Source organism: Geobacter sp. FeAm09 (genome assembly GCF_008330225.1).
GTDB lineage: Bacteria > Desulfobacterota > Desulfuromonadia > Geobacterales > Pseudopelobacteraceae > Oryzomonas.
This window is the reverse complement of sequence record NZ_CP042466.1, coordinates 2,805,049-2,825,333: the sequence shown is the minus strand read 5'-3', so window position 1 is coordinate 2,825,333 and position 20,285 is coordinate 2,805,049. Positions and strand designations below refer to the sequence as shown.

17 protein-coding genes and 1 pseudogene are annotated in these 20,285 nt (G+C 60.6%); 13 read left to right on the top strand and 5 right to left on the bottom strand.

The features are described from left to right. Positions 1-3 precede the first annotated feature (3 nt). Positions 4-1,532: pseudogene (locus FO488_RS13200) on the bottom strand (glutamate synthase-related protein). 317 nt (positions 1,533-1,849) lie between these two features. On the opposite strand from FO488_RS13200, the gene FO488_RS13195 reads away from it, so the two are divergent. The 3 genes from FO488_RS13195 (at position 1,850) to FO488_RS19485 (ending at position 6,015) form a co-directional block, all read left to right on the top strand. Then, the gene (locus FO488_RS13195) at positions 1,850-4,018 is read left to right on the top strand and encodes a PAS domain S-box protein (protein ID WP_149210982.1); all 2,169 of its coding nucleotides are present in this window, start codon (positions 1,850-1,852) and stop codon (positions 4,016-4,018) included. Between the two features lie 103 nt (positions 4,019-4,121). Beyond that, a complete protein-coding gene (locus FO488_RS13190; protein WP_149210981.1) occupies positions 4,122-5,780 on the top strand; it encodes an AMP-binding protein in 1,659 nt (552 codons plus the stop codon). A gap of 73 nt (positions 5,781-5,853) precedes the next feature. Next, on the top strand, positions 5,854-6,015 hold the full coding sequence (locus tag FO488_RS19485; protein ID WP_168205802.1) for a hypothetical protein: 162 nt from the start codon (positions 5,854-5,856) through the stop codon (positions 6,013-6,015). 118 nt (positions 6,016-6,133) lie between these two features. Here the strand turns inward: FO488_RS19485 and FO488_RS13185 are convergent, their stop codons facing one another. Then, positions 6,134-6,688: an OmpW family protein gene (locus FO488_RS13185; protein ID WP_205743279.1), complete on the bottom strand. Its 555-nt coding sequence runs from the start codon at positions 6,686-6,688 to the stop codon at positions 6,134-6,136. Here FO488_RS13185 and FO488_RS19705 point away from each other — a divergent pair. From FO488_RS19705 to FO488_RS13165, 5 genes are all read left to right on the top strand, one after another. Next, positions 6,678-7,094, top strand: a complete 417-nt coding sequence (locus tag FO488_RS19705) for a hypothetical protein (protein WP_205743278.1) — start codon at positions 6,678-6,680, stop codon at positions 7,092-7,094. The two genes, FO488_RS13185 and FO488_RS19705, sit on opposite strands and share 11 nt — an antisense overlap. Before the next feature lie 48 nt (positions 7,095-7,142). Continuing rightward, the gene (locus FO488_RS13180) at positions 7,143-8,339 is read left to right on the top strand and encodes a Xaa-Pro peptidase family protein (RefSeq protein ID WP_149210979.1); all 1,197 of its coding nucleotides are present in this window, start codon (positions 7,143-7,145) and stop codon (positions 8,337-8,339) included. 193 nt (positions 8,340-8,532) lie between these two features. Further along, a complete protein-coding gene (locus tag FO488_RS13175; RefSeq protein ID WP_149210978.1) occupies positions 8,533-9,858 on the top strand; it encodes a citrate (Si)-synthase in 1,326 nt (441 codons plus the stop codon). Positions 9,859-10,135: 277 nt separating this feature from the next. Continuing rightward, positions 10,136-10,516: a desulfoferrodoxin gene (locus FO488_RS13170; protein ID WP_149210977.1), complete on the top strand. Its 381-nt coding sequence runs from the start codon at positions 10,136-10,138 to the stop codon at positions 10,514-10,516. Positions 10,517-10,613: 97 nt separating this feature from the next. After that, entirely contained in the window at positions 10,614-10,895 is a 282-nt protein-coding gene (locus tag FO488_RS13165) for a YkgJ family cysteine cluster protein (protein ID WP_149212190.1), read from the top strand. Here FO488_RS13165 and FO488_RS13160 read toward each other — a convergent pair. Both FO488_RS13160 and FO488_RS13155 read right to left on the bottom strand, forming a co-directional pair. Then, complete coding sequence (locus FO488_RS13160) at positions 10,875-11,540, bottom strand: response regulator transcription factor (RefSeq protein WP_205743277.1); 666 nt, start codon at positions 11,538-11,540, stop codon at positions 10,875-10,877. The genes FO488_RS13165 and FO488_RS13160 overlap by 21 nt on opposite strands. Next, positions 11,533-13,035, bottom strand: coding sequence for a PAS domain S-box protein (locus FO488_RS13155; protein ID WP_168206037.1), 1,503 nt, complete (start codon positions 13,033-13,035; stop codon positions 11,533-11,535). The genes FO488_RS13160 and FO488_RS13155 overlap by 8 nt, the downstream gene beginning before the upstream one ends. A 515-nt stretch (positions 13,036-13,550) precedes the next feature. On the opposite strand from FO488_RS13155, the gene FO488_RS13150 reads away from it, so the two are divergent. The 5 genes from FO488_RS13150 (at position 13,551) to FO488_RS13130 (ending at position 18,620) form a co-directional block, all read left to right on the top strand. Further along, the gene (locus FO488_RS13150) at positions 13,551-15,074 is read left to right on the top strand and encodes an FAD-dependent oxidoreductase (protein WP_168206036.1); all 1,524 of its coding nucleotides are present in this window, start codon (positions 13,551-13,553) and stop codon (positions 15,072-15,074) included. 112 nt (positions 15,075-15,186) lie between these two features. Further along, positions 15,187-16,131 (top strand): transporter, encoded by a 945-nt coding sequence (locus FO488_RS13145; RefSeq protein ID WP_240731919.1) that lies wholly within the window; start codon positions 15,187-15,189, stop codon positions 16,129-16,131. 135 nt (positions 16,132-16,266) lie between these two features. After that, a complete protein-coding gene (locus tag FO488_RS13140; RefSeq protein ID WP_149210974.1) occupies positions 16,267-16,947 on the top strand; it encodes a cytochrome c3 family protein in 681 nt (226 codons plus the stop codon). Positions 16,948-16,987: 40 nt separating this feature from the next. Beyond that, positions 16,988-17,416, top strand: a complete 429-nt coding sequence (locus FO488_RS13135; RefSeq protein ID WP_149210973.1) for a hypothetical protein — start codon at positions 16,988-16,990, stop codon at positions 17,414-17,416. Positions 17,417-17,426: 10 nt separating this feature from the next. Then, complete coding sequence (locus FO488_RS13130; protein ID WP_149210972.1) at positions 17,427-18,620, top strand: MFS transporter; 1,194 nt, start codon at positions 17,427-17,429, stop codon at positions 18,618-18,620. 40 nt (positions 18,621-18,660) lie between these two features. On the opposite strand, the gene FO488_RS13125 is transcribed toward FO488_RS13130, so the two are convergent. Further along, the gene (locus FO488_RS13125) at positions 18,661-20,256 is read right to left on the bottom strand and encodes a sigma-54-dependent Fis family transcriptional regulator (protein ID WP_149210971.1); all 1,596 of its coding nucleotides are present in this window, start codon (positions 20,254-20,256) and stop codon (positions 18,661-18,663) included. Positions 20,257-20,285: the final 29 nt, after the last annotated feature.

Genomic DNA, 20,285 nt, shown 5'->3' with positions numbered 1-20,285 from the left:
GGTCTATTCTCCAGCCGGCATGACGCCGAGCAAGTACATGTCTTTCTCCGTCAATCCGACGGCCCGCAGTTTGTAACGGTTGCCGCGCAGTGATTCCAGGGCGTTCAGACCCATGCCGCCCAGGATCTCCTTCATCTCGTGCCCCCAGGCGTGGACCAGGTTCACCAGTTTTTCGGCGCCGATCTCGGGGTTGAGGCGCTTGCCCAGGTAGGGGTTATTGGTGGTGATGCCCCAGGGGCACTTGCCGGTGTAGCAGCGCTGGCACAGGGTGCAGCCCAGGGCCAGCAGGGTCGAGGTCCCCATGTTGATGGCATCGGCGCCCAGGGCGATGGCCTTGATGGCGTCGCCCGAGTTGCGTACGCCGCCGCCGACCACGATGGATACCTGGTTGCGGATACCCTCGTCGCGCAGTCGGGAATCCACCGCAGCCAGGGCCAGTTCCATGGGGATGCCCACGTTGTCGCGGATCACCTGGGGAGCAGCTCCCGTGCCGCCGCGGAAGCCGTCGATGGTGATGATGTCGGCGCCGGCCCGGGCCACGCCCGAGGCGATGGCGGCGATGTGGTGCACGGCGGCGATTTTGACCGACACCGGTTTTGTGTAGTTGGTGGCCTCTTTCAAGGCGTAGATCAACTGGCGCAGGTCTTCGATGGAGTAGATGTCGTGGTGCGGCGCCGGCGAGATGGCGTCGGAGCCCATGGGGATCATGCGGGTCTCGGAGATCTGGTCATCCACCTTTTCGCCCGGCAGGTGGCCGCCGATACCAGGTTTGGCGCCCTGGCCGATCTTGATCTCGATGCCGACCCCGGCGTTGAGGTACTGCTCGCTGACGCCGAAACGGCCCGAGGCCACCTGGACGATGACGTTTTTGCCGTATTTGAAGAGGTCCTTGTGCAGCCCCCCTCGCCGGTATTGTAAATCGTGCCCAGTTCCTGGGCAGCGGCGGCCATGGCGCGATGGGCGTTCAGATTCAGGGCGCCGTAGCTCATGGCCGAGAAGATGAAGGGATATTCCAGGGTGAGCTGGGGCGATAACTTGGTCGTCAGCTCCGGCTTCCCGGTCTTTTCGTTGTGGACGACTTCGATATGGTCCGGTTTTTTGCCCAGGTAGGTGCGCAGCTCCATCGGTTCGCGCAGCGGGTCGATGGAAGGATTGGTGACCTGGGAGGCATCCAGGAGCAGGTGGTCCCAGTAGATGGGGTACTTGGCCGGGTTGCCCATGGCAGTCAGCAGGATGCCGCCGGTATCGGCCTGGGCATAGACGTTGCGGATATGGGCTGCGGACCAGGACTCGTTCTTTTTGAAGGTTTCCTGGTTGGAGCGGATGGTGATGGCGCCGGTGGGGCAGAGCGCCGAACAGCGGCGGCAGCCGATACAGAGCGTATTGTCTTCAGCCAGGCGGTCATCCGCTTCCACGTAGCTGTGGACCTCGTAAGCGCACTGGCGGACGCATACCTTGCAGCGGATACACTTTGGGTCGCTACGTTCGATGATGAACTCGTTGAATGATTCGTTGACGGATTTATAAAGCACTTTCTACCTCCTCCGGTACGGACCGGGTTCCTGCGCCGAACGGGGCGCGCGGCCGCTGTCATCGGCATGCCGAGAGCTTGTGGGCTGATAGCGGACCATTTACTTAAGCAACCATTGTGCCCGAAAAAACAGTTGCGGCCGAGGGGGGACCATGGGTATTATTACCCCTTGAAATAGTAAGAGATTTGCCGACATTCTCCCGTGGCGGCGGTATCGTGCTTCCGGGCCGTTCGGTAGGGTGTGTTCCGTTTTCGCTATTTTTGAGTTGTTTTACTACACATGTGTGTACGGTTGGCGCCAGCGCGCTACGGATTGCAATGGATATCTCCCGCAAGACAATTCTCGTCATCGTCAGCACCTTTATCGGGCTGGTCTTTATTCTGGCCATCACCTCCGACTTCATCCTGCTCAACAGCTTTGCCAAGCTTGAAAACAAACTGCTGGGCGAAAACATCGCCAAGATGAAGTATGAACTGCGGGAGGGGCTGGCCGACATGGAGTCGTGCGCCCGGGATTACGTCACCCTGGTTCAGGGGCGTGGGCCTCGTGAGATCGGCGCGTTGGATACCGACTCGCTTGTCAACCATCACGTGGATTTTGTCGCCGTGTTCAGCGCCGCCGGGGAACTGCTTTCGGCCAAGTCGGCGGATTATCACTTCCGCCGTCCGACCGATTTCGATGATGCGTTGGCACGCTGTCTCGGCAAGGCCGCGCTTTTTGCCATCAAGAGTAAGGACCGGCATCTGAGCGGTTCCATCCGTAACGGTACGCGCCTGCATCAGGTCGTTGCCCTGCCGTGCAGCGGTGGAGGCGTCCTGCTTGTGGGCAGGAACATGGACCGGGAAGAAATCGCCCGCTTGTCCGACATCAACGAGTTCGCCCTCGAAGTCCGGCAGGTCCGGGACGAAGCACTGTCGGCCGATTTCCGGGAGGCACTTGCCGTCCTCGGCGATGGGGCGCCCTTTCATGCGGTTCCGCTTGACGAGTCGCGCATAGCGGGCTACGCCTTGTTCAACGATATCGACGGGCAGCCGCTGTTTATCGCCAAACTCACCGAGCGGCGCCTGCTGTACCAGCAGGGGAGGGCCAGCATTACCTATATCCTGGCCGCCCTGTGCATCGCCGGCTTTGTCTTCTGCTGCGTGATGCTGTTTTTTGTCCGGGGGACGGTCCTCAAACGTTTGGGACGGCTCAGCGCCACCGTGCGGCAGATCAGCCATGACAGCGACATCTCCTCGCGTCTGAAGGTCACGGAACATAACGACGAGCTTGACGACCTGGCCCTGACCATCAACGGCATGCTGGAATCGCTGGAGCGGGCCGAAGCCACCCTGCGGGAGCGGGAAGAACAGTATCGCATCCTGTTCGAACGGGCGCCGGACAGCATCCTGCTGCTCGGTACGGAGGGGGACGAGGCCGGCAGGATCATGGCCGCCAACAAGGCCTCGGCCATCCAGCACGGTTGTACGGTGGAAGAGCTGTGCACCATGAATATCCGCGACCTTACGGTCCCGGAATCCAGTGCAGCCGCGGGCGACTGGATGGAACGCATCTTCAGCGGCCAGTGGATCACCTTCGAGGTGTGGCATTTCAGAAGGGATGGGGCGCGCTTCCCCCTGGAGGTGCATGCCGGTCCGGTCAGGCTCAACGGCAAAAACTATATCCTGGGCTTCGATCGGGACATCACGTCCCGCAAACTGGCGGAAGAGACCGATCATATGTACATGGAGCAGATCCGCCAGTTGAACACCGAGCTTGCCCGCCAGGCCAACGGCCTGGAAGCGGCCAACAGCGAACTGGAGGCCTTCAACTATTCGGTATCCCATGACTTGCGCGGCCCGCTCACGCGCATTTCCGGGTACAGTCAGCTGATACTGGAGGACGAGGCCGCCCTCGACCCCCAGACCCGCTCCTACGCAACCCGAATCTACGAATCCTGTTGCTGGCTGAACGAGATGATCGACGCCATGCTCAGGCTGGCCCAGCTGGCACGCAGCGAATTCCAGCCGCAGCAGGTGGATCTCAGCGCTATTGTGGAAAGTCTGTCGATCGACTTCAGGGCCGCGGAGCCGGAGCGGAGGCCCGAAGTGGTCATCGCCCCCGGCCTGACCGTCGTCGGCGACCTGCGGCTTCTGAAGATACTGCTGACCAACCTGTTCGGCAATGCCTGGAAGTACACCGCCCACAGCGCCGCTCCACGGATCGAGTTCGGGGCTTTGCACAACGGCCCTGTCCCGGTCTTCTTCATCAGCGACACGGGCGCCGGTTTCGACATGAAGGATGTGGACCGGCTCTTCCGGGTGTTCACCCGCTTGCACGACCCGGCTCAGTTTGCGGGAAACGGCATCGGCCTGGCCACGGTGCAGCGCATCGTCAATCGCCACGGCGGCAGGATCTGGGCCGAAGGCGAACCCAGAAAAGGTGCCGCGTTCTACTTTACCCTCCAGCCCGATAATCCCACTGCTTCCCGCTCTTTTGCATCTTGACGCGCCTGTTTCCCTGTGCTATTTAAACAGTTCTTTAAAATCAATATGTTAAATTGCATATGGTTTTTGCGCGAGCAAATTTTATTTTGATGTGGAGGCGGCGATGTCACAGCAAATCACTTTGACGGTAGGCGGGCTTCTGGATGACATGGCGCGGCGTTTTCCGGAAAACGACGCCCTGGTCCATCCGCAGCGCGGCCTGCGGTACAACTACAGGGAGTTTAACGAGGTCTGCCGGCAGGTGGCCAAAGGGCTCCTCGCCCTGGGGGTCAAGAAGGGGGACAACGTGGCCATCTGGGCCTACAACGTCCCCGAGTGGGTGATCCTCCAGTTCGCCACGGCCAAGGTCGGCGCCGTGCTGGTAACGGTCAACACCGCCTACAAATCGGCCGAACTCGACTATATCCTCAACCAGTCCGACTCCACCACGCTTTTTATGGTCAAATCCTTCAAGGATACGGACTATGTGCAGACCGTGTACGACGTGGCGCCGGAACTCCCGGCCGCGGAGCCGGGCAAGCTGTCGTGCCCCAAGCTGTCCTACCTCAAGAATGTGGTCTTCATCGGCGATGAGACCCCGGCCGGCATGTTCAATTTCGAGGCGATGGTGGCGGCCGGACAGCGGGTGTCCGACGCGGAGCTGAATGCCGTGGAGGCGACCCTCGATTGCCATGACGTGATCAACATGCAGTACACCTCCGGCACGACCGGTTTTCCCAAGGGGGTCATGCTGACCCACTTCAATCTTGTCAACAACGGTTTCAACATCGGTGAATGCATGAAGTTCACCGAAAAGGACCGCCTCTGCATCACGGTGCCGTTCTTCCACTGCTTCGGCTGCGTGCTGGGCGTCATGGCCTGCGTCACCCACGGCTCGACCATGGTGCCGGTGGAGATCTTCGACCCGCTCAGGGTGTTGCAGACCGTGGAACAGGAGAAGTGCACGGCGCTCCACGGCGTGCCGACCATGTTCATTGCCGAAATGGAACATCCGGAATTCCCGAAGTTCGATCTCAGCACCCTGCGCACCGGCATCATGGCCGGTTCGGTCTGCCCCATCGAAGTGATGAAACGGGCGGTGAAGGATATGAACCTGACCGAGATCACCAGCGTCTATGGCCAGACCGAATCCTCCCCCGGCATTACCCAGACCCGCACCGACGACCCGGTGGAGTTGCGGGTGGCCACGGTGGGCCGGGCTCTGCCGGGCGCCGAGGTCAAGATCGTGGACATCGAAACCGGCGCCACCCTGCCCCCCGGCAAGCAGGGCGAGTTGTGCGGCCGGGGGTATATGGTCATGAAGGGCTACTACAAGATGCCGGAGGAAACCGCCAAGGTGATCGACGCCGACGGCTGGCTGCATACCGGTGACCTGGCCATCATGGACGAGAACGGCTACTGCAAGATAACCGGCCGGATCAAGCAGATGATCATCAGGGGAGGGGAGAACATCTACCCCCGCGAGATCGAGGAGTTCCTCTATACCCATCCCAAGGTCTCCGATGTTCAGGTCTACGGCGTGCCGGACCGCAAGTACGGTGAGCAGGTCATGGCGGCCATCATCCTCAAGAAGGGGATGGAGATGACCGAGGCGGAGGTCCGGGAGTTCTGCAAGGGGCGGATCGCCAACTACAAGATTCCCAAGTATGTCAAGTTCGTGGACGGTTATCCCATGACCGCTTCGGGCAAGATCCAGAAGTTCAAGCTCCGGGAGATGGCCATCAAGGAATTGCAATTGGAGGATGCCGGCGAGACGGCGTAACGCTGGAAACGAGGGCAGGCTGAACGGGCTGTCCGCTCACCAGCAGGATTTCGGGATGGCGAGGTGGTCTGACATGATATTGCAAAAACTTATCGGCGTCGTTTTTCTGTTGTTCGTAATCTGTTTTATCGCCATTGTGATCGAGGAGCTGTTTCTGGGGGGCAAGCGTCGGCGAAAGCTGGAACGCCAGCGGCGGGCCGAGTCCGAGGCGATGAATCCGGAAAGCCAACGGTAAGCGGGCGGATCGTGAAGCGGCTTTTGTGCGCTGCGCGCGGTACTGGAGTGGGAATGAAAAAAGGCGGGGGACATAATGCCCCCGCCTTTTTTCATGGTTCAGTACGTATCAGGTCCGCTTAGAAACGGTAGCCGACACCGATGCCGAAGAGGTGCGGGTTGAGGTCCAGGTCGTATTTCGTGCTGCCGACCGTCATTTTGGTGTCGGCATTGAGATACTTGTAGTCGATGTTGAAGTAGAGGCTGTCCTTGATTTTGAAATCCACGCCGGCCTGGGCGGCCCACCCTACGCTGTTGTCGATTCTGAAGGAGGGGTCAACGCCGCTGATTTTGGAATTGAAGGGGAAGATGACGTTAACACCAAAGCCGACATAGGGGCTGATCGTATTGCCTGCCAGCGGGTGATACTTCACCGTCAGGGTGGGGGGGAGCAGCCAAGTGGAACCTGCGAAGGAATTGTTGAGTTTGATGTCATGGCGGGTTACGCCGGCAATCAACTCGGTGGATAGGTTTTTCAGGAAGAAGTATTCCAGGTCGAGTTCGGGAATGATGTCATCGCTTACTTTTACGCTTGCCGCCTTAAAAGTTGTACTTTCATCCGGCTTGACGTAGATCGCCCTGACCCGCACGCCAAACTTCTGGTAGTCATCCGCCGCCCCGGCCATGGTTGTCATTCCCAGCATCATCACCGCTGCCGCAATTCCTGCCACTCCAAGTAGCCTTCTTCTCATCAGCCTGATCCTCCCCATAATGTGGTTATTTGGGGCTTACGCCCCAAGCCCGATATCGAGAACCAATAAAAAGATATATACGATTCGCTTTGTCTTTTTTCGATGGATCTTTGTGCAAAAAATGATGCAAGTCAAGAAAATTGTTTTTGTGTTACACAAAATTAATTTCGTCATATCGAAATATCGGGACGAACGCGGCGTGGTGCCGTTTGAGCATGCGCCCGGGAACGGCTGCCGCCAGCTTGCACGGCCTCTCCCGCTTGCATATTTCCCGTTCATGTGTAAAATTCCTCTGTCCGCCGCAACGCCACTGTCGTCCCTGCGGACGGAGCACGTCCCCGCAGGCTGAATGGCTGTTGGGACCATGCCGGCGACCTGCGCCGTTTCTGGAGGATTCATGCGTCTGACCCCCGCCACCGAGTTGGAATACCGCTGCAAAATGCTGCAAAACCATATGGCAGCCGAAGGATTGGATGCCGTCATCATCGCCCAGAATGCCGATCTCTTCTATTTCACCGGTACCGTCCAGAGCGGCTGCCTGTACGTTCCGGTCCATGGACAGCCGCTGTACCTGGTGCGCCGGGACGCCGCCCGGGCGCGGATGGAGTCGGGCCTGAAAGAGGTGATGCCCTTTAGTTCTCCCCGGGACATCCCCGGGTTGGCCGCCGGCTACGGCTACCCCGAGCCGAAGAGGATCGGCATGGAGTTCGACGTGCTGCCGGTCGCTCTTTTCGAACGCTACCGCAAGGTCTTTCCCCATGCGCAGTTCAGCGATGCCACGCCGCTGATCCGACTGGTGCGCATGATCAAAAGCCACTACGAGATCCACGTGATGAAGGATGCGGCCGACCAGGTGGACAAGGTGACGCGCCGGGTGCGGGAGGTGCTCCGCGAGGGGATGAGCGACTTGGAGCTGGCGGCGGAGCTTGAGCATACGGCCCGCCTCAACGGTCACCTGGGGGTGATCAGGATGCGGGTCTTCAATGGGGAAATGCTCTTCGGCCACACCTTTTCCGGTACGGATAGCGCGGTTCCGGCCTATACCGACACCCCCTTCGGCGGAGTGGGGCCCAGCCCCTGCTTCGGCCAGGGGGCGAGCTACAAGCCGATCGGCCGCAACGAACCGATCATTGTGGATTTCGCCGGGAGTTTTGACGGCTATCTGGTGGACCAGACCCGGGTCTTCGCCCTGGGCGGCCTCTCCGACCGCCTGCGCAGGGGGTATGACGACATGCTCAAGGTGCAGGAGCTGATGAAGCGGACCGTCGTTACGGGCGCCCCCTGGGGCGAGGTGTACGACCGGTGTCTGGCCCTGGCGGTGGAGCAGGGGTATGCCGACAGCTTCATGGGGGCCAAAGGCTCGCAGGTTTCCTTCATCGGCCATGGACTGGGGGTCGAGATCGATGAATACCCCTTTATCGCCAGGGGGTTCAATGACATGACATTCCAGGCGGGGATGGCCTTCGCCTTTGAACCCAAGGTGGTCTTTCCGGGAGAGGGGGCGATCGGCATCGAAAACACCTTCTATATCAGCGACGACGGCCTCAAGCAATTGACCTATTCGAGCGAGGATCTGGTGATTCTGTCGCCATAGCGCCCCAGCAAAATTTTTGTTGCAATTTGTCAAGGCTTTGGTATAACTACGACACTTCTTAAGTGTATACAGTATCCTAAAAAAATATTATTGTATTGGGTAGACGACCGTTCCGGTTGGCTTTGATGGTGTCGAAAAGTCCGGCTCACTGTTGATTTCAGCTTAACCCTCACAACGAAAGGAGAGTACCGACATGTCATTGAAAGAGACGCTCAAACAGAAGATTGAGGAGCACCGCCCCCGCACCACCAGGCTTACCAAGGAGTTCGGCAAGGTGATCATCGATCAGGTGACCATCGAACAGTGCATCGGCGGCGCCCGCGATATCCGCAGCCTCGTCACCGACATCTCCTATCTCGATCCCCAGGAGGGCATCCGCTTCCGCGGCAAGACCATCCCCGAGACCTTTGCGGCGCTGCCCAAGGCCGCCGGTTCGGCCTACCCGACCGTCGAGTCCTTCTGGTACTTCCTGCTGACCGGCGACGTGCCGACCGACGCCCAGGTCGCCGAAGTGGCGGCCGAGTGGAAGACGCGCCAGGCGGTACCCGAGTACGTATTCACCGCCATTCGCGCCCTGCCAAGGGACAGCCACCCCATGGTCATGCTCTCGGTCGGCATCATGGCCCTGCAGAAGGACTCCAAGTTTGCCGCTTTCTACAACTCCGGCAAATTCAACAAGATGGTCGCCTGGGAATCGGTCTATGAAGATGCCAGCGACATCGTGGCGCGCATTCCCATCATCGCCGCCTTCATCTACAACCTCAAGTACAAGGGCGACAAGCAGATCGCCATCGATCCGACCCTCGACATGGGCGCCAACTTTGCCCACATGATCGGGCAGAGCGAGCAATACAAGGATGTGGCGCGCATGTACTTCATCCTGCACTCCGACCATGAGTCCGGGAACGTCTCGGCCCACACCACCCACCTGGTGCATTCGGCCCTGTCCGACCCCTACTATGCCTATGCCGCCGGCCTGAACGGCCTGGCAGGCCCGCTGCACGGCCTGGCCAACCAGGAGGTCCTGGGCTGGATCATGGAGTTCCAGAAGAAGCTCAACGGCGCCGAGCCGACCAAAGAGAACGTCACCAAGGCCCTCTGGGACACCCTCAATGCCGGCCAGGTCGTTCCGGGATACGGTCACGCCGTTCTGCGCAAAACCGATCCGCGCTATACCGCCCAGCGTGAGTTCTGCCTCAACACCCCGGGCCTCAAGGACGACTCGCTGTTCAAACTGGTCGCCATGATTTTCGAAACGGCACCGGGCGTCCTCACCGAACACGGCAAGACCAAGAACCCCTGGCCGAACGTCGATGCCCAGTCCGGCGTCATCCAGTGGTACTACGGCGTCAAGGAGTGGGACTTCTACACCGTTCTGTTCGGTGTCGGCCGTGCCCTGGGCTGCATGGCCAACATCACGTGGGACCGCGGCCTGGGCTACGCCATCGAGCGTCCCAAGTCCGTTACCACGGCCATGCTGGAGAAGTGGGCCGCCGACGGCGGGCGCCAGCTGTCCTGATCCGGTTTTTCATGAGATGCGACAGGGGGATGCGACAGCGCATCCCCCTTTTTTCATTTTCGGACTTGCAAAACTGCAAAAATAAGGTATAAAGGATAAAAATTGTCGTATTTGGAGCGGGTGAATCCCAAAGCAGAAATCGGTAGCATAGAGCAGGACTGAGCGGACTACGGAAATGCTGCATCATCCCAAGGCCCATTTTGCATTGCCGGGCGAAGATTAGTAACCAGCTGCCTGGAAACAGGTCTAAACAACACTACACAGGAGGAAGATCATCATGCCGAAGCTTCTTGAAATCTACAAATGCGAACATTGCGGCAATATCGTCGAGATCGTCCACGCCGGCGGCGCTCCGCTGCACTGCTGCGGCGAGCCGATGAAGCAGTTGACGGAAAACACCGTCGATGCTGCCAAGGAAAAACATGTGCCGGTCATCGAAATCGGCGACGGCATCGTCAAGGTCACGGTGGGCAGCGTACTCCATCCCATGGAAGAGAAGCACTACATCGAGTGGATTGAACTGGTTGCCGACGGCAAGGTCTACCGCCAGGCCCTTCAGCCGGGGGATGTGCCGACCGCCACGTTCAACATCACCGCCACCAGCCTGACGGCCCGCGAGTTGTGCAATCTGCACGGTCTCTGGTCTGCCCGGGCCTGATGGGCATCGGCAACAAACGAGGAACAAGCAAAGCCCGCCGGGGATTCCGACGGGCTTTTTTTCTCCTGCGGGCGATACCATGAAAAACAAGGCCGCCATGGCATGCCGCGCCGGATGCGCCGCCTGCTGCATAGCCCCCTCGATTTCCTCGCCGATCCCGGGCATGGCCGCCGGCAAGCCGGCGGGGGTGCGGTGCGTGCAACTGACGACCGACAACCGCTGCCGCATCTTTGGCCGTCCCGAGCGTCCCCGCGTCTGCGCCAGCCTGCAACCGAGCCCGGATATGTGCGGTCATGACGCAGGGGAGGCGTTGGAGTTGCTGTCGGGGATGGAGCAGGCCACGCGGCCGGTCCCCCGGTCACACATCGTCGTTGCGTGACCATTCTATGGCATACTGCAGCAATTCCGCGGCGTTTTTCAGATTCAGCTTCTTCTTAAGGTTCTCCCGATAGGCGTCGATGGTCTTGACGCTCAGATTGATGCGTTCGGCGATCTGCCGCGTGGCCAACCCCTTGCCGATCATCAGGAATACTTCGAACTCCCGGTCCGTCAGGCCGTGGATGGGGGATTCCTTTTTCGTGGTGGAGGGGTGTACCACCTGGCTCAGGAAGTACTCGGTCATCCTTTCGCTGAGAAACGTCTTGCCGCTCAGGACGCGCCTGATGGCGTGTATCAGTGTCGCGGGCGGCTCGACCTTCATGACGTACCCGGAGGCCCCCACCCGCAGCGCCCGTTCGGCGAAAAGCGCCTCCTCGTGCATGGAGAGAACCAGCACGGGAATCTCCGGGTAGTGAATCTTGATATTCTTGGTCACATCGAGACCACTGGACGCCGCGAGGGAAATATCCACAATGGCCAGGTCCGGTTTGTGCGCGGCAATCGCCTTGAGCGCGGAAGGGCCGTCCTCGGCGTCGCAACAGACCACCATGTCGTTTTCATGGTTGATCAGCTTCGATAGCCCCTCGCGCACGACGGCATGGTCATCGACCACCATAATCCTGGATTTGTTTTTGGCATCACTCACCGTATTCACCCGCAAACGCCGCCATGGTCTCGCTGACCGGCAGAGAGCATGTCACCGTCGTCCCTTCTGAAGCGGTACTCTGCAGTCTCAGCGCGGCGCCGATCATTTTGCAGCGATACTCCATCGTGCGCAGGCCGATACCCTTTTGTCCATTATAGGTTTCGAGAAAACCGCCCTGGCCGTTGTCGGCCACCGCAAGCCTGATCATATCCCCATCGCACGAAAGGGATATGGCGATGCAACTGCCTTTGCTATGCTTGACGGCGTTGTTGACCGCTTCGTTCGTGATGTAGTAGAGGTGCGTGGCGATCAGGTTGTTGTGGATCAAAACCGGCTCGTCGCAACGGAAACGGCAGGCGATGCCATACATGTTTTCCACGTTCGCCGCCAACGAGTCCAATGACAGCATCAGCCCCTTGGCATCCTTGTTCACCGGGCAGAGCCCCTTGACCAGGCTGCGCATCAGGCTCAACGCCGCATTGGCGTGTTCCGCGATCTGTTTCGCGTCGTCCGATTCCTCCGGCGATGCGCCGGAGAGCTGGCAGTGCAGGGCGGAGGCGAGGAACGAAATTCCGGTCAGGTGCTGTCCCAGGCCGTCGTGGAGATCGTGGCCGATCCGCTGCTGCTCCCTGCTGCTCATGTCCAGAATCTGCTTTTCCAGGAGCCTGCGCTCCGTCGTATCCTTGGAAACCTGCACCACGCCCAGGAACGTGCCGTTATCGTCCAGAACCGGGTAGCCACCGATGAGCATCACCTTGTTGTTGACGTGCATCTCGCCCGTGCATACCTGGCGCGTCTGAAAGGCGGCCGCAACCGGGCACCCCTCGCACGGCTCCGTCCGCTGGTGCCATACCGCATAGCAGTACTTCCCTTCCATCTCGCTCAGGGGCAGGCCCGAAGAGTCGGCCGCCACCCGGTTGGCCCACAGGATTCTCATGTCGGCGTCATGATAGATGACCCGGTCCGACATGGCGCCGAGTATGAGCGCCTTTTCCTGTTCCGATTTCCTGAGGGCCTTTTCCGCCTTTTTCTGTTCCGTGATGTCCTGCATCATGCAGTGGGTCTGTATGAAATTGCCGTTTTCGTCATACCGGACCCTGCCGTTCATCTGTATGATGGCGACGCTGCCGTCCTTCTTGCGGACCTTCCAGACGATGTTCTGGGAGATGCCGCTCTTCTTGAAGGCGGGGAAGGTGACGTTCAGGTGGTAATCCACCCCTTCCACGAGCAGGTCGGCAAACCTCTTGCCGATGAATTCGTCCCGGGAATAGCCGAGAAAATCCAGCAGCGCATTGTTGGCATCTATCAAACGCGCATTCTGGTCCATGGAAAGGTAGCCCAGCGGCACGTTCTCAAACATGAGCCGGTAGCGCTCCTCGCTCTTCTTCAGATTGTCGTACGCCGTCCGAAGCCGGAGCAGTTCCTCTTCAAGCCCGCCTGCCGTGGTGTGCGTTTCCGCCGCTTCGGGCGCACGCCGTGCCTCCGATGAATTCATGTCGTCACCATACCCAGCGGTTCGTCTCCCCTGGACCATGAGAAATGGACTACCCGTAACTACGCCCTAGTATAAGAGCGATCGCATTTTTTTGTAATCCCTAATCAACATATTCAGGGCAATTGGGCCGGGATAACCGGCCCATGCTCCCACCCACGCCGGTTCCCGGCTCATCCGGCCCCTGGTGCAGCCAGGCCTGTCAACAGGCCGTGGCGACGGTATCGAAGCCGTGCCATTGGTAGTTTTCCCTAGCCCTCTCCAGGTAAAAAACCCCGGCAAAATACGGTTGGATTTCCTCGTCCCCCTAAGAAAAAACGTCCCACGGGTTCTAGGGATATTTTCCTTTAAAAAACAATAATATGCCCAATTACATTGTTGCGGTAATCGGGAGATACTGTGACCATGCGCTAACGGTGCGGCTTCAAGCGAAGGAGGTGATCTGTCGCGGTTCAATGCAGGGCGTGTCGACGTGTTTGTACCAGAGTTACTCAACAAACGTGCAAGGAGGCAAGGAAATGAAGAGGTGCAGTTCAAGGCTGTCGTTGGTCTGTTTTTCGCTGGTGGTGCTGTTTTCCGGCATCGGCAATGCCGCGGATAAGAGCATCAGTACCGATGTGGTTGTGGTCGGCGCGGGTTCGGCCGGGTTGTCCGCCGCCGTCAGCGCCGCCTACGCGGGGGCAAAAGTAATCGTTCTCGAAAAGATGCCGTTTGCCGGCGGCAGCTCCAACTTTGCCGAGGGGCTGTTTGCGGTAAAAACCGACCAGCAGCGCCGGAAAGCGATCGGGCTTACCAAGGAAGAGGCGTACTGGCACGCCATGGACTACCATCACTACCGGAACAATGCCGGCCTGCTGGCGCAGACCGTCGCCAATTCCACCAGCATCATCGAGTGGCTGGAAAAACAGGGGGTCGGGTTTGAAGTGGTGACCATGTCGCCGACCGAGGCGCCGACCTGGCACCTGATCAAGGACTGGGGAACCGCCCACCACGGCGCCGCCCTGGTCCAGGCCATGCAGGCCAAGGCCAAGGAGTTGGGCGTCAAGATCTACTTCGAAACCCCGGCCAAGGAACTGATCTATAACGGTGGCGCCGTCGCCGGCGTAAAGGCCGTCAATGCCAAGGGCGATCATTACACCATCAACGCCAAGGCGGTCGTGATCGCCACCGGCGGCTTCAACAACAGCAAGGAAATGGTCAGGAAGTGGACCCGCTTCGACGCCGACAAGGTGTTCCCCACCGTGCCCATCAACAAGACCGGCGACGGCATCAACATGGCGCTGGCCGCCGGTGCGGACAGCGAGGGCTGGGGCCTGATGCTGCATCCCGGGACCCACGGCGAAGGGATCAAACCGCTGGGGCCGTTGTACGCCATGACCTGGCAGCCGCTCTTGTGGGTCAACAAATACGGCGACCGCGTTGTGGACGAAAACGCCGTATGGGCCTTCACCTTTGCCGGCAACGCCATCGAGCGCCAGCGCGACGGTTTTGTCTGGAGCATCTGGGACGACGAAACCGTACGCTACATGGAAGAGCATGGGATCGACAACGGCTTGGGCGTGCTCGTGCCCATCGGCACGAAGCTGACGGACCTGCGCGCCGAGATCGCCACTGCCGTGGCCCAGAAGAGCAGCAGCATCGTCGTCGGCGACAGCATCGAAGAGCTTGCCCAGAAGATGGGTGTGGAGCCGGCCCGCTTGAAAGAAAATGTCGATCAGTACAACCACGCAAAAGAGACCGGCCGCGACGAGAAGTTCTACCGGAAGGCCGATACCATCGTCCCGGTGAAGACCGGCAAATTGTACGCCCTCAAGGTGTTCCCCTACAACTTCGTCTCCATCGGCGGCGTAAAAACGGACCTGAAGATGGAGGTTACCGACAAGAACGACAAGGCGATCCCCGGGCTGTATGCCGCCGGCGCCGATGTCGGCGGGCTCTACGGCGATACCTACGCCACCTGGACGTCGGGCATGATGTTCCAGTGGGCGGCCCAATCCGGCAAGATTGCCGGCGAGCAGGCCGCCGCCTACGGCAAACGCTAGTGCGGTCGAGGCGGCATGGCATCGGCTGATCCATGCCGCCTTTGTGCGCACCAGCCTGCATGGCAGGCGATGCACTGCCGATTTCACATCACTTTGATGAAGGGGGAGTTCAATGAAGCGCTTTACCATGCCGAAACGGAGTATCGCGGCGTTCGCCCTGTGTGCCTGTGCCGCCCTGTCGGCCCTGTCGGCCCTGTCGGCCCTGTCGGCCCTGCCCGCCGGCGCAACCGAGGGGGGCGGCGGCACCTACCCGAACGGTGCCGAAGGGGTCATGGCGGGGGCCTTGCCGCCACCGGGCCTCTACTATCTCAACTACCTCACCCACTACTCCGCCGACCGGCTGAACGACAAAAACGGCAACAAACAGCCCCTTGACTTCCACGTCAACGTCACCGCCAACGTGTCCCGTTTCGTCTACATGACCACGCATCAACTGCTGGGCGCCAACTACGGCGTGTACGTGATCGCTCCTCTGGTCAATGCCAGCGGCACGCTCGGCACGCCGGCCGGCAGTTCGAGCAGTACCAAGAGCGGGCTGGGCGACATCTCCTTTTCGCCGTTCGTGCTGGCATGGCACGCCAAAAACTGGCACGCCGCCACCGGGCTCGATATTACCGCACCTACCGGGCAGTACGACAAAAACCGGCTTGTCAATATCGGCAGAAACTACTGGACCATCCAGCCGATCTTCACCGGCACCCTGCTGAGCGATAACGGTGTGGAGCTGTCCGGCAAGTTCATGTACGACTTCAATACCGAGAATACGGCCACCAAGTATACCTCCGGCCAAGAATTCCACTTCGACTACGCGGCCGCCTACCATGCCGGCCCCTGGACCATGGGCGCCACCGGCTATTTCTACCGGCAGGTGTCCGATGACCATGGCGCCGGCGCTGCCGCCAACGACGGCAACAAGGGGCAGGTCTTCGCCGTCGGCCCCACGGTCAAGTACGACTACAGGAATATGAGCATCGAGGCCAAATACCAGAAGGAGATGCTGGTGGAGAACAGGCCGGAAGGCGACAAGTACTGGGTCAAGGTGATCTGGGCGTTTTAAGGCGCGCCGCATGCGGCATGGCGTGCCCGGGCAGGCCATGCCGCACTCATGGCGCCGTAAGGTGCCGTTTGCAACGTCACCCCCGGGCCGTGGCACCATGTAAGATACCGATGAACTTATTCTCAGGAGCGTAGTATGAAAAACTTTCAAGTAATGACCATCCTGGCGGCACTTTGGGGGACAACCTGCTGTGGGGGGGGCGGCATCGCCCAGGCGCAGGCGGCTGCGCCTGTCTTCCAGTGCGCGGCATGTCACGCCAAAACCGCCGAAATACTGCCGGCCACGCACCAGAAGGCCGCTGATTTTTCCGGCTGCGCCACCTGCCATGCCGCCGGTGGCAAGGCCCCCCGCCTGTCCGGCAAAATCCACGCGGCCCATCTTGCCAAAGGAACCGTAACGGCCGAGACCTGCCTGGGATGCCACCCCGGCGACGCCGCCGGGAACATGCGGCTCTCCTGTGCCGGTACGACAACGGTCGCACGCGGCGACCTGCCCGAACTGGCCAGGAAGATGGCCACCTGGCTGGATTCGGACAAACTTGCCCATGTTCACCGGAACAACGGGGTTTCCTGCCAGGCCTGCCACCGGGCCTATAACGAAGACGACGACGAGAGCTACAGCGAGAAGTGCATCGCCTGTCACGGCACGTACGATACCTTGACGGCAAGGACGGCAAAAACCAGGTTCCCGCGCAATCCGCACAAGTCCCACTACCCGACCCTGAAATGCACCAACTGCCACCAGTCCCACGACCCGTTCAAGGACTTCTGCTCGACCTGCCACGGGTTCGGCTTCGCTTGGCCGGGCAAGAAGTGACCCCGGTCCACGGGCTTTCTTTCCTCAAAGGACACGAAACATGGAACTGCAGACCTACGGACACTGCACCACTCCGGGATACGATATGTCGATCGACCCGCACCAACTGACCGAGCGAAAGCTCGCCTGCGACAGCCGCTACCGGAGCATCATCGGCCACCTGGACGCCATGATCGAAGCGCTGCGCCGCAAACCGGGCGCGGACCTCACCCGGGAACTGGAGCGGCTCCTGGAGGTCATGATGGAGCACATCGGTTCCGAGAACCGCTACATGGAACTGGTGGGCTTCCCCCAGGCCACCCGGCACCGCCTCCATCACCAGCTCCTCTGGGTGAACACCGCCGAACTGGCCCCCCGCTTCGGCAGGGGGCTGGAGGTGCTGCCCGACGAGTTGGCGGACATCCGCCTCCTCTGGCTGGAACACATCCATTGCCAGGACCGGGCCTTCGAGGAATTCCTGGCTGGGTAGGGGAGAAACCATGGAGACCCGCACCCTGTTCCGGGGGCTGTTCCTGATCAACTTCGCCATCACCTTGGGCTTCGGCATCGCCGACGCCTTCTTCTCGCTCTACGTCTTCAGCCTGGGCGCAAGGGGAGCGCTCCTGGGACTGCCGCTGGTTCTCTACTCCCTCTCCAAGATCGTCCTCAGCCCCTTCATGGGCGCCTGGGCCGACCGCATCGGCCGCAAGAAGGTCGCCGCCGCCAGCCTCGGCCTCTACCTCTTCGTCTCCCTCTGCTACCTCTTCACCGTCAGTCTCCCCCTCATCACCCTCCTGCGCCTGCTCCAGGGCATCGGCTGCGCCATGTTCCGCCCCGTGGTGCTCTCCCTGGTGGGCGAAGCCACCCCGGACCACAAACGGGCTACGGTCATGGGCACCTTCGACATCTCCTTCTACGGCGCCCTGAGTCTGGGGCCGGTGGTGGGGGGGATGCTCAAGGACCTGTGGGGCTTTCAGGGGATCTTTGCCACCCTGGCCCTCCTGTGCGTCGTCGCCCTGGCCGTGGCCCTCATCTGCATCCCCGGCCATAAGCCCCCGCCACGCCAAGCCAGCCACAGCGAACGCCTCGGTGACCTCCTGGGCGCCACCCGCCACAGCTCCCTGCGGGGGCTTTTGGCCTTCGTCTTCGGCCGGGCCTGCGGCATCTCGCTGTTGGGGGCCTTTCTCCCCATCATGCTCACGGCCCGGCTGGGGCTGAGCGGCACCCGGGCCGGGCTGGTCATGGCCTCCTCCACCCTGGTGATGACCCTCTTGCTCCGCCCCATGGGCATGCTCTCGGACCGGGCGCCGCGCAAGTCCCTGGTGGTTGCCGGGGGCACGGCGGTCTCGCTGCTCTACTTCCTGATCCCGGTGGCGGCGGGTTTTAGCCAGATCCTGGCGCTGGGGGTGGGTATCGGCCTGTTCAGCGTGTTGTCCCAGCCTGCGAGCACGGCGCTGCTGGTGGAGGAGGGGAGCCGCCACGGCATGGGTGCGACGGTGGGCACCTGCAACGCGGTGCTGAACCTGGGTTTCGTCTCTGGCCCGCTGTTGGGTGCGGGATTGCAGAGCGCCCTGGGGCTGACGGCGGTGTTCTACGCCGCCGGGGTTCTGGGGCTCGGGGCGGCCCTGCTCTTCCTCCTGTCATCCCGCTCCGGCGGTGGGGAGAAGGAGCCTCGCGTCATATGCCGGTACTAGGGAACCATGGGCTTCCGGCGGGCAGCGATGGCAATGAAACTCAGGCGGGCTGATAACCGGTCGTGCCCTTCGCCCGCAGCGCCCTGCCGTATGTTATCCCCAGCTTGTCCATCTTGTTCCTCAGGGTGCTCGCATTCATCCCCAGGAGCCGGGCGGCCCCGTCAGGGCCGTGTACCCTGCCGTTGGCTTTCGTCAGTGCCCTTTTGATGTGGGCTGTGACCACCTCGTCCAATGGAGGGATGGCGTCGGTTTCCTGCTGTGCCGGGGCGATCGCCCGTTCGTCGCGGAAGAGGAAGGCGTCCGCGGTGATGGTGTCCCCCTTGCACAGGATCAGGGCCCGCTCGATGATGTTTTCCAGTTCGCGGACGTTGCCCGGCCAGTGATAGGCCGTGAGCCGGCCGATGGTGCCCGGCGCAAGGGCCGGTACCCGTAGCAGTTTCAGTTCCCGCGATTTCTTGATCACCAGGTCGTGGACCAGTTCCGGGATGTCTTCCTTTCTGTGGCGCAGCGGCGGGATGAATATGGGGAAAACATTGAGCCTGAACCAGAGGTCCTCACGGAAGAGCCCCGCCTCGACCATTTCTTCGAGGTTCCGGTGGGTCGCGGCGATCACCCTGATGTTCAGCGGCACCGGTTCCGCCCCCCCGACCCGCTGTACCTCCTTGAACTGCAGGACGCGCAACAATCGTACCTGCGCATGGGCCGGGAGTTCGCCGATCTCATCGAGGAAGATGGTCCCGTGGTTCGCCCGTTCAAAATAACCGCGCTTCTGGATGGTCGCACCGGTGAACGACCCCTTTTCATGGCCGAACAGTTCGCTGTCGATAAGGGTTTCCGGGATTGCCCCGCAATTCACCTTGATGAACGGGCCGCACCGGAAGGGTGAACAGTGGTGGATGACGTTGGCGATCATATCCTTGCCCACGCCGGTCTCTCCGCGCAGCAGCACGGGGCTGTTCAAAAGCCCGACCTGGGACACCATCTCCATGACCCCTTTCAAACCGCAATCCGCGCCGATTACCTTGTTCCCCGGCATGCCGATCTTTTGCAAAAAATAGCCTTCGCCATCCTTTTCCCGGTTCCTGGCCTTTCTGTTTTCTTCAAAGAGCAGCGTATGAGCCACCGACAGGGAGAATGGCTCGTGCAGCAAGGCAAGCAGCCGGGTATGGTATTCCGTGTAGCGGTCCTTCCCCTCCGCCCGAACAAAGAGGGTTCCCAGCCGTTTCCCTTCAATCTCCAGATACAGCACCATCGACGAATAATCGTTCGGCTCGAAGTACTGTTTCAGGCTGCGCGCCATGGGGTCGCTGTCGGGCTGGTTGACCAGCCGCATGACCACCGGGGCAAATCCCGAACGCTCGATGATCATGTGGGGGATGTCCATCTTCAGGAGCTTTTCCCTGGTTGCGGGGGGAAGAAGCATGACCATGTCGGAGTGGAGCCCCTCTTCCGGGGTTGCCACGGCGATTCGCCGCAACCCCTGCGCGCTCTCGTCAAACACCCAGAGGATCATCATGTCGATCGGCATGAATTCCCTCAGGTGCAGCAGGCAGCGGTGCAGCGCTGTCGCGCAGTCGAGGCTGCTGCAGATGTGGGTGGTCGCCCTGCGGAAGAATATGTTTTCGTCTCTGACCATAATCGTTTCCCCCAATTGTCGGCACTGTT

What these genes read in the sequence shown, in the direction of transcription:
- FO488_RS13195 (WP_149210982.1), top strand. Translation starts at nt 1,850, where the DNA reads ATGGATATCTCCCGCAAGACAATTCTCGTCATCGTCAGCACCTTTATC.
- FO488_RS13190 (WP_149210981.1), top strand. Translation starts at nt 4,122, where the DNA reads ATGTCACAGCAAATCACTTTGACGGTAGGCGGGCTTCTGGATGACATG.
- FO488_RS19485 (WP_168205802.1), top strand. Translation starts at nt 5,854, where the DNA reads ATGATATTGCAAAAACTTATCGGCGTCGTTTTTCTGTTGTTCGTAATC.
- FO488_RS19705 (WP_205743278.1), top strand. Translation starts at nt 6,678, where the DNA reads ATGGTTGTCATTCCCAGCATCATCACCGCTGCCGCAATTCCTGCCACT.
- FO488_RS13185 (WP_205743279.1), bottom strand. Translation starts at nt 6,688, where the DNA reads ATGACAACCATGGCCGGGGCGGCGGATGACTACCAGAAGTTTGGCGTG.
- FO488_RS13180 (WP_149210979.1), top strand. Translation starts at nt 7,143, where the DNA reads ATGCGTCTGACCCCCGCCACCGAGTTGGAATACCGCTGCAAAATGCTG.
- FO488_RS13175 (WP_149210978.1), top strand. Translation starts at nt 8,533, where the DNA reads ATGTCATTGAAAGAGACGCTCAAACAGAAGATTGAGGAGCACCGCCCC.
- FO488_RS13170 (WP_149210977.1), top strand. Translation starts at nt 10,136, where the DNA reads ATGCCGAAGCTTCTTGAAATCTACAAATGCGAACATTGCGGCAATATC.
- FO488_RS13165 (WP_149212190.1), top strand. Translation starts at nt 10,614, where the DNA reads ATGGCATGCCGCGCCGGATGCGCCGCCTGCTGCATAGCCCCCTCGATT.
- FO488_RS13155 (WP_168206037.1), bottom strand. Translation starts at nt 13,035, where the DNA reads ATGAATTCATCGGAGGCACGGCGTGCGCCCGAAGCGGCGGAAACGCAC.
- FO488_RS13150 (WP_168206036.1), top strand. Translation starts at nt 13,551, where the DNA reads ATGAAGAGGTGCAGTTCAAGGCTGTCGTTGGTCTGTTTTTCGCTGGTG.
- FO488_RS13145 (WP_240731919.1), top strand. Translation starts at nt 15,187, where the DNA reads ATGAAGCGCTTTACCATGCCGAAACGGAGTATCGCGGCGTTCGCCCTG.
- FO488_RS13140 (WP_149210974.1), top strand. Translation starts at nt 16,267, where the DNA reads ATGAAAAACTTTCAAGTAATGACCATCCTGGCGGCACTTTGGGGGACA.
- FO488_RS13135 (WP_149210973.1), top strand. Translation starts at nt 16,988, where the DNA reads ATGGAACTGCAGACCTACGGACACTGCACCACTCCGGGATACGATATG.
- FO488_RS13130 (WP_149210972.1), top strand. Translation starts at nt 17,427, where the DNA reads ATGGAGACCCGCACCCTGTTCCGGGGGCTGTTCCTGATCAACTTCGCC.
- FO488_RS13125 (WP_149210971.1), bottom strand. Translation starts at nt 20,256, where the DNA reads ATGGTCAGAGACGAAAACATATTCTTCCGCAGGGCGACCACCCACATC.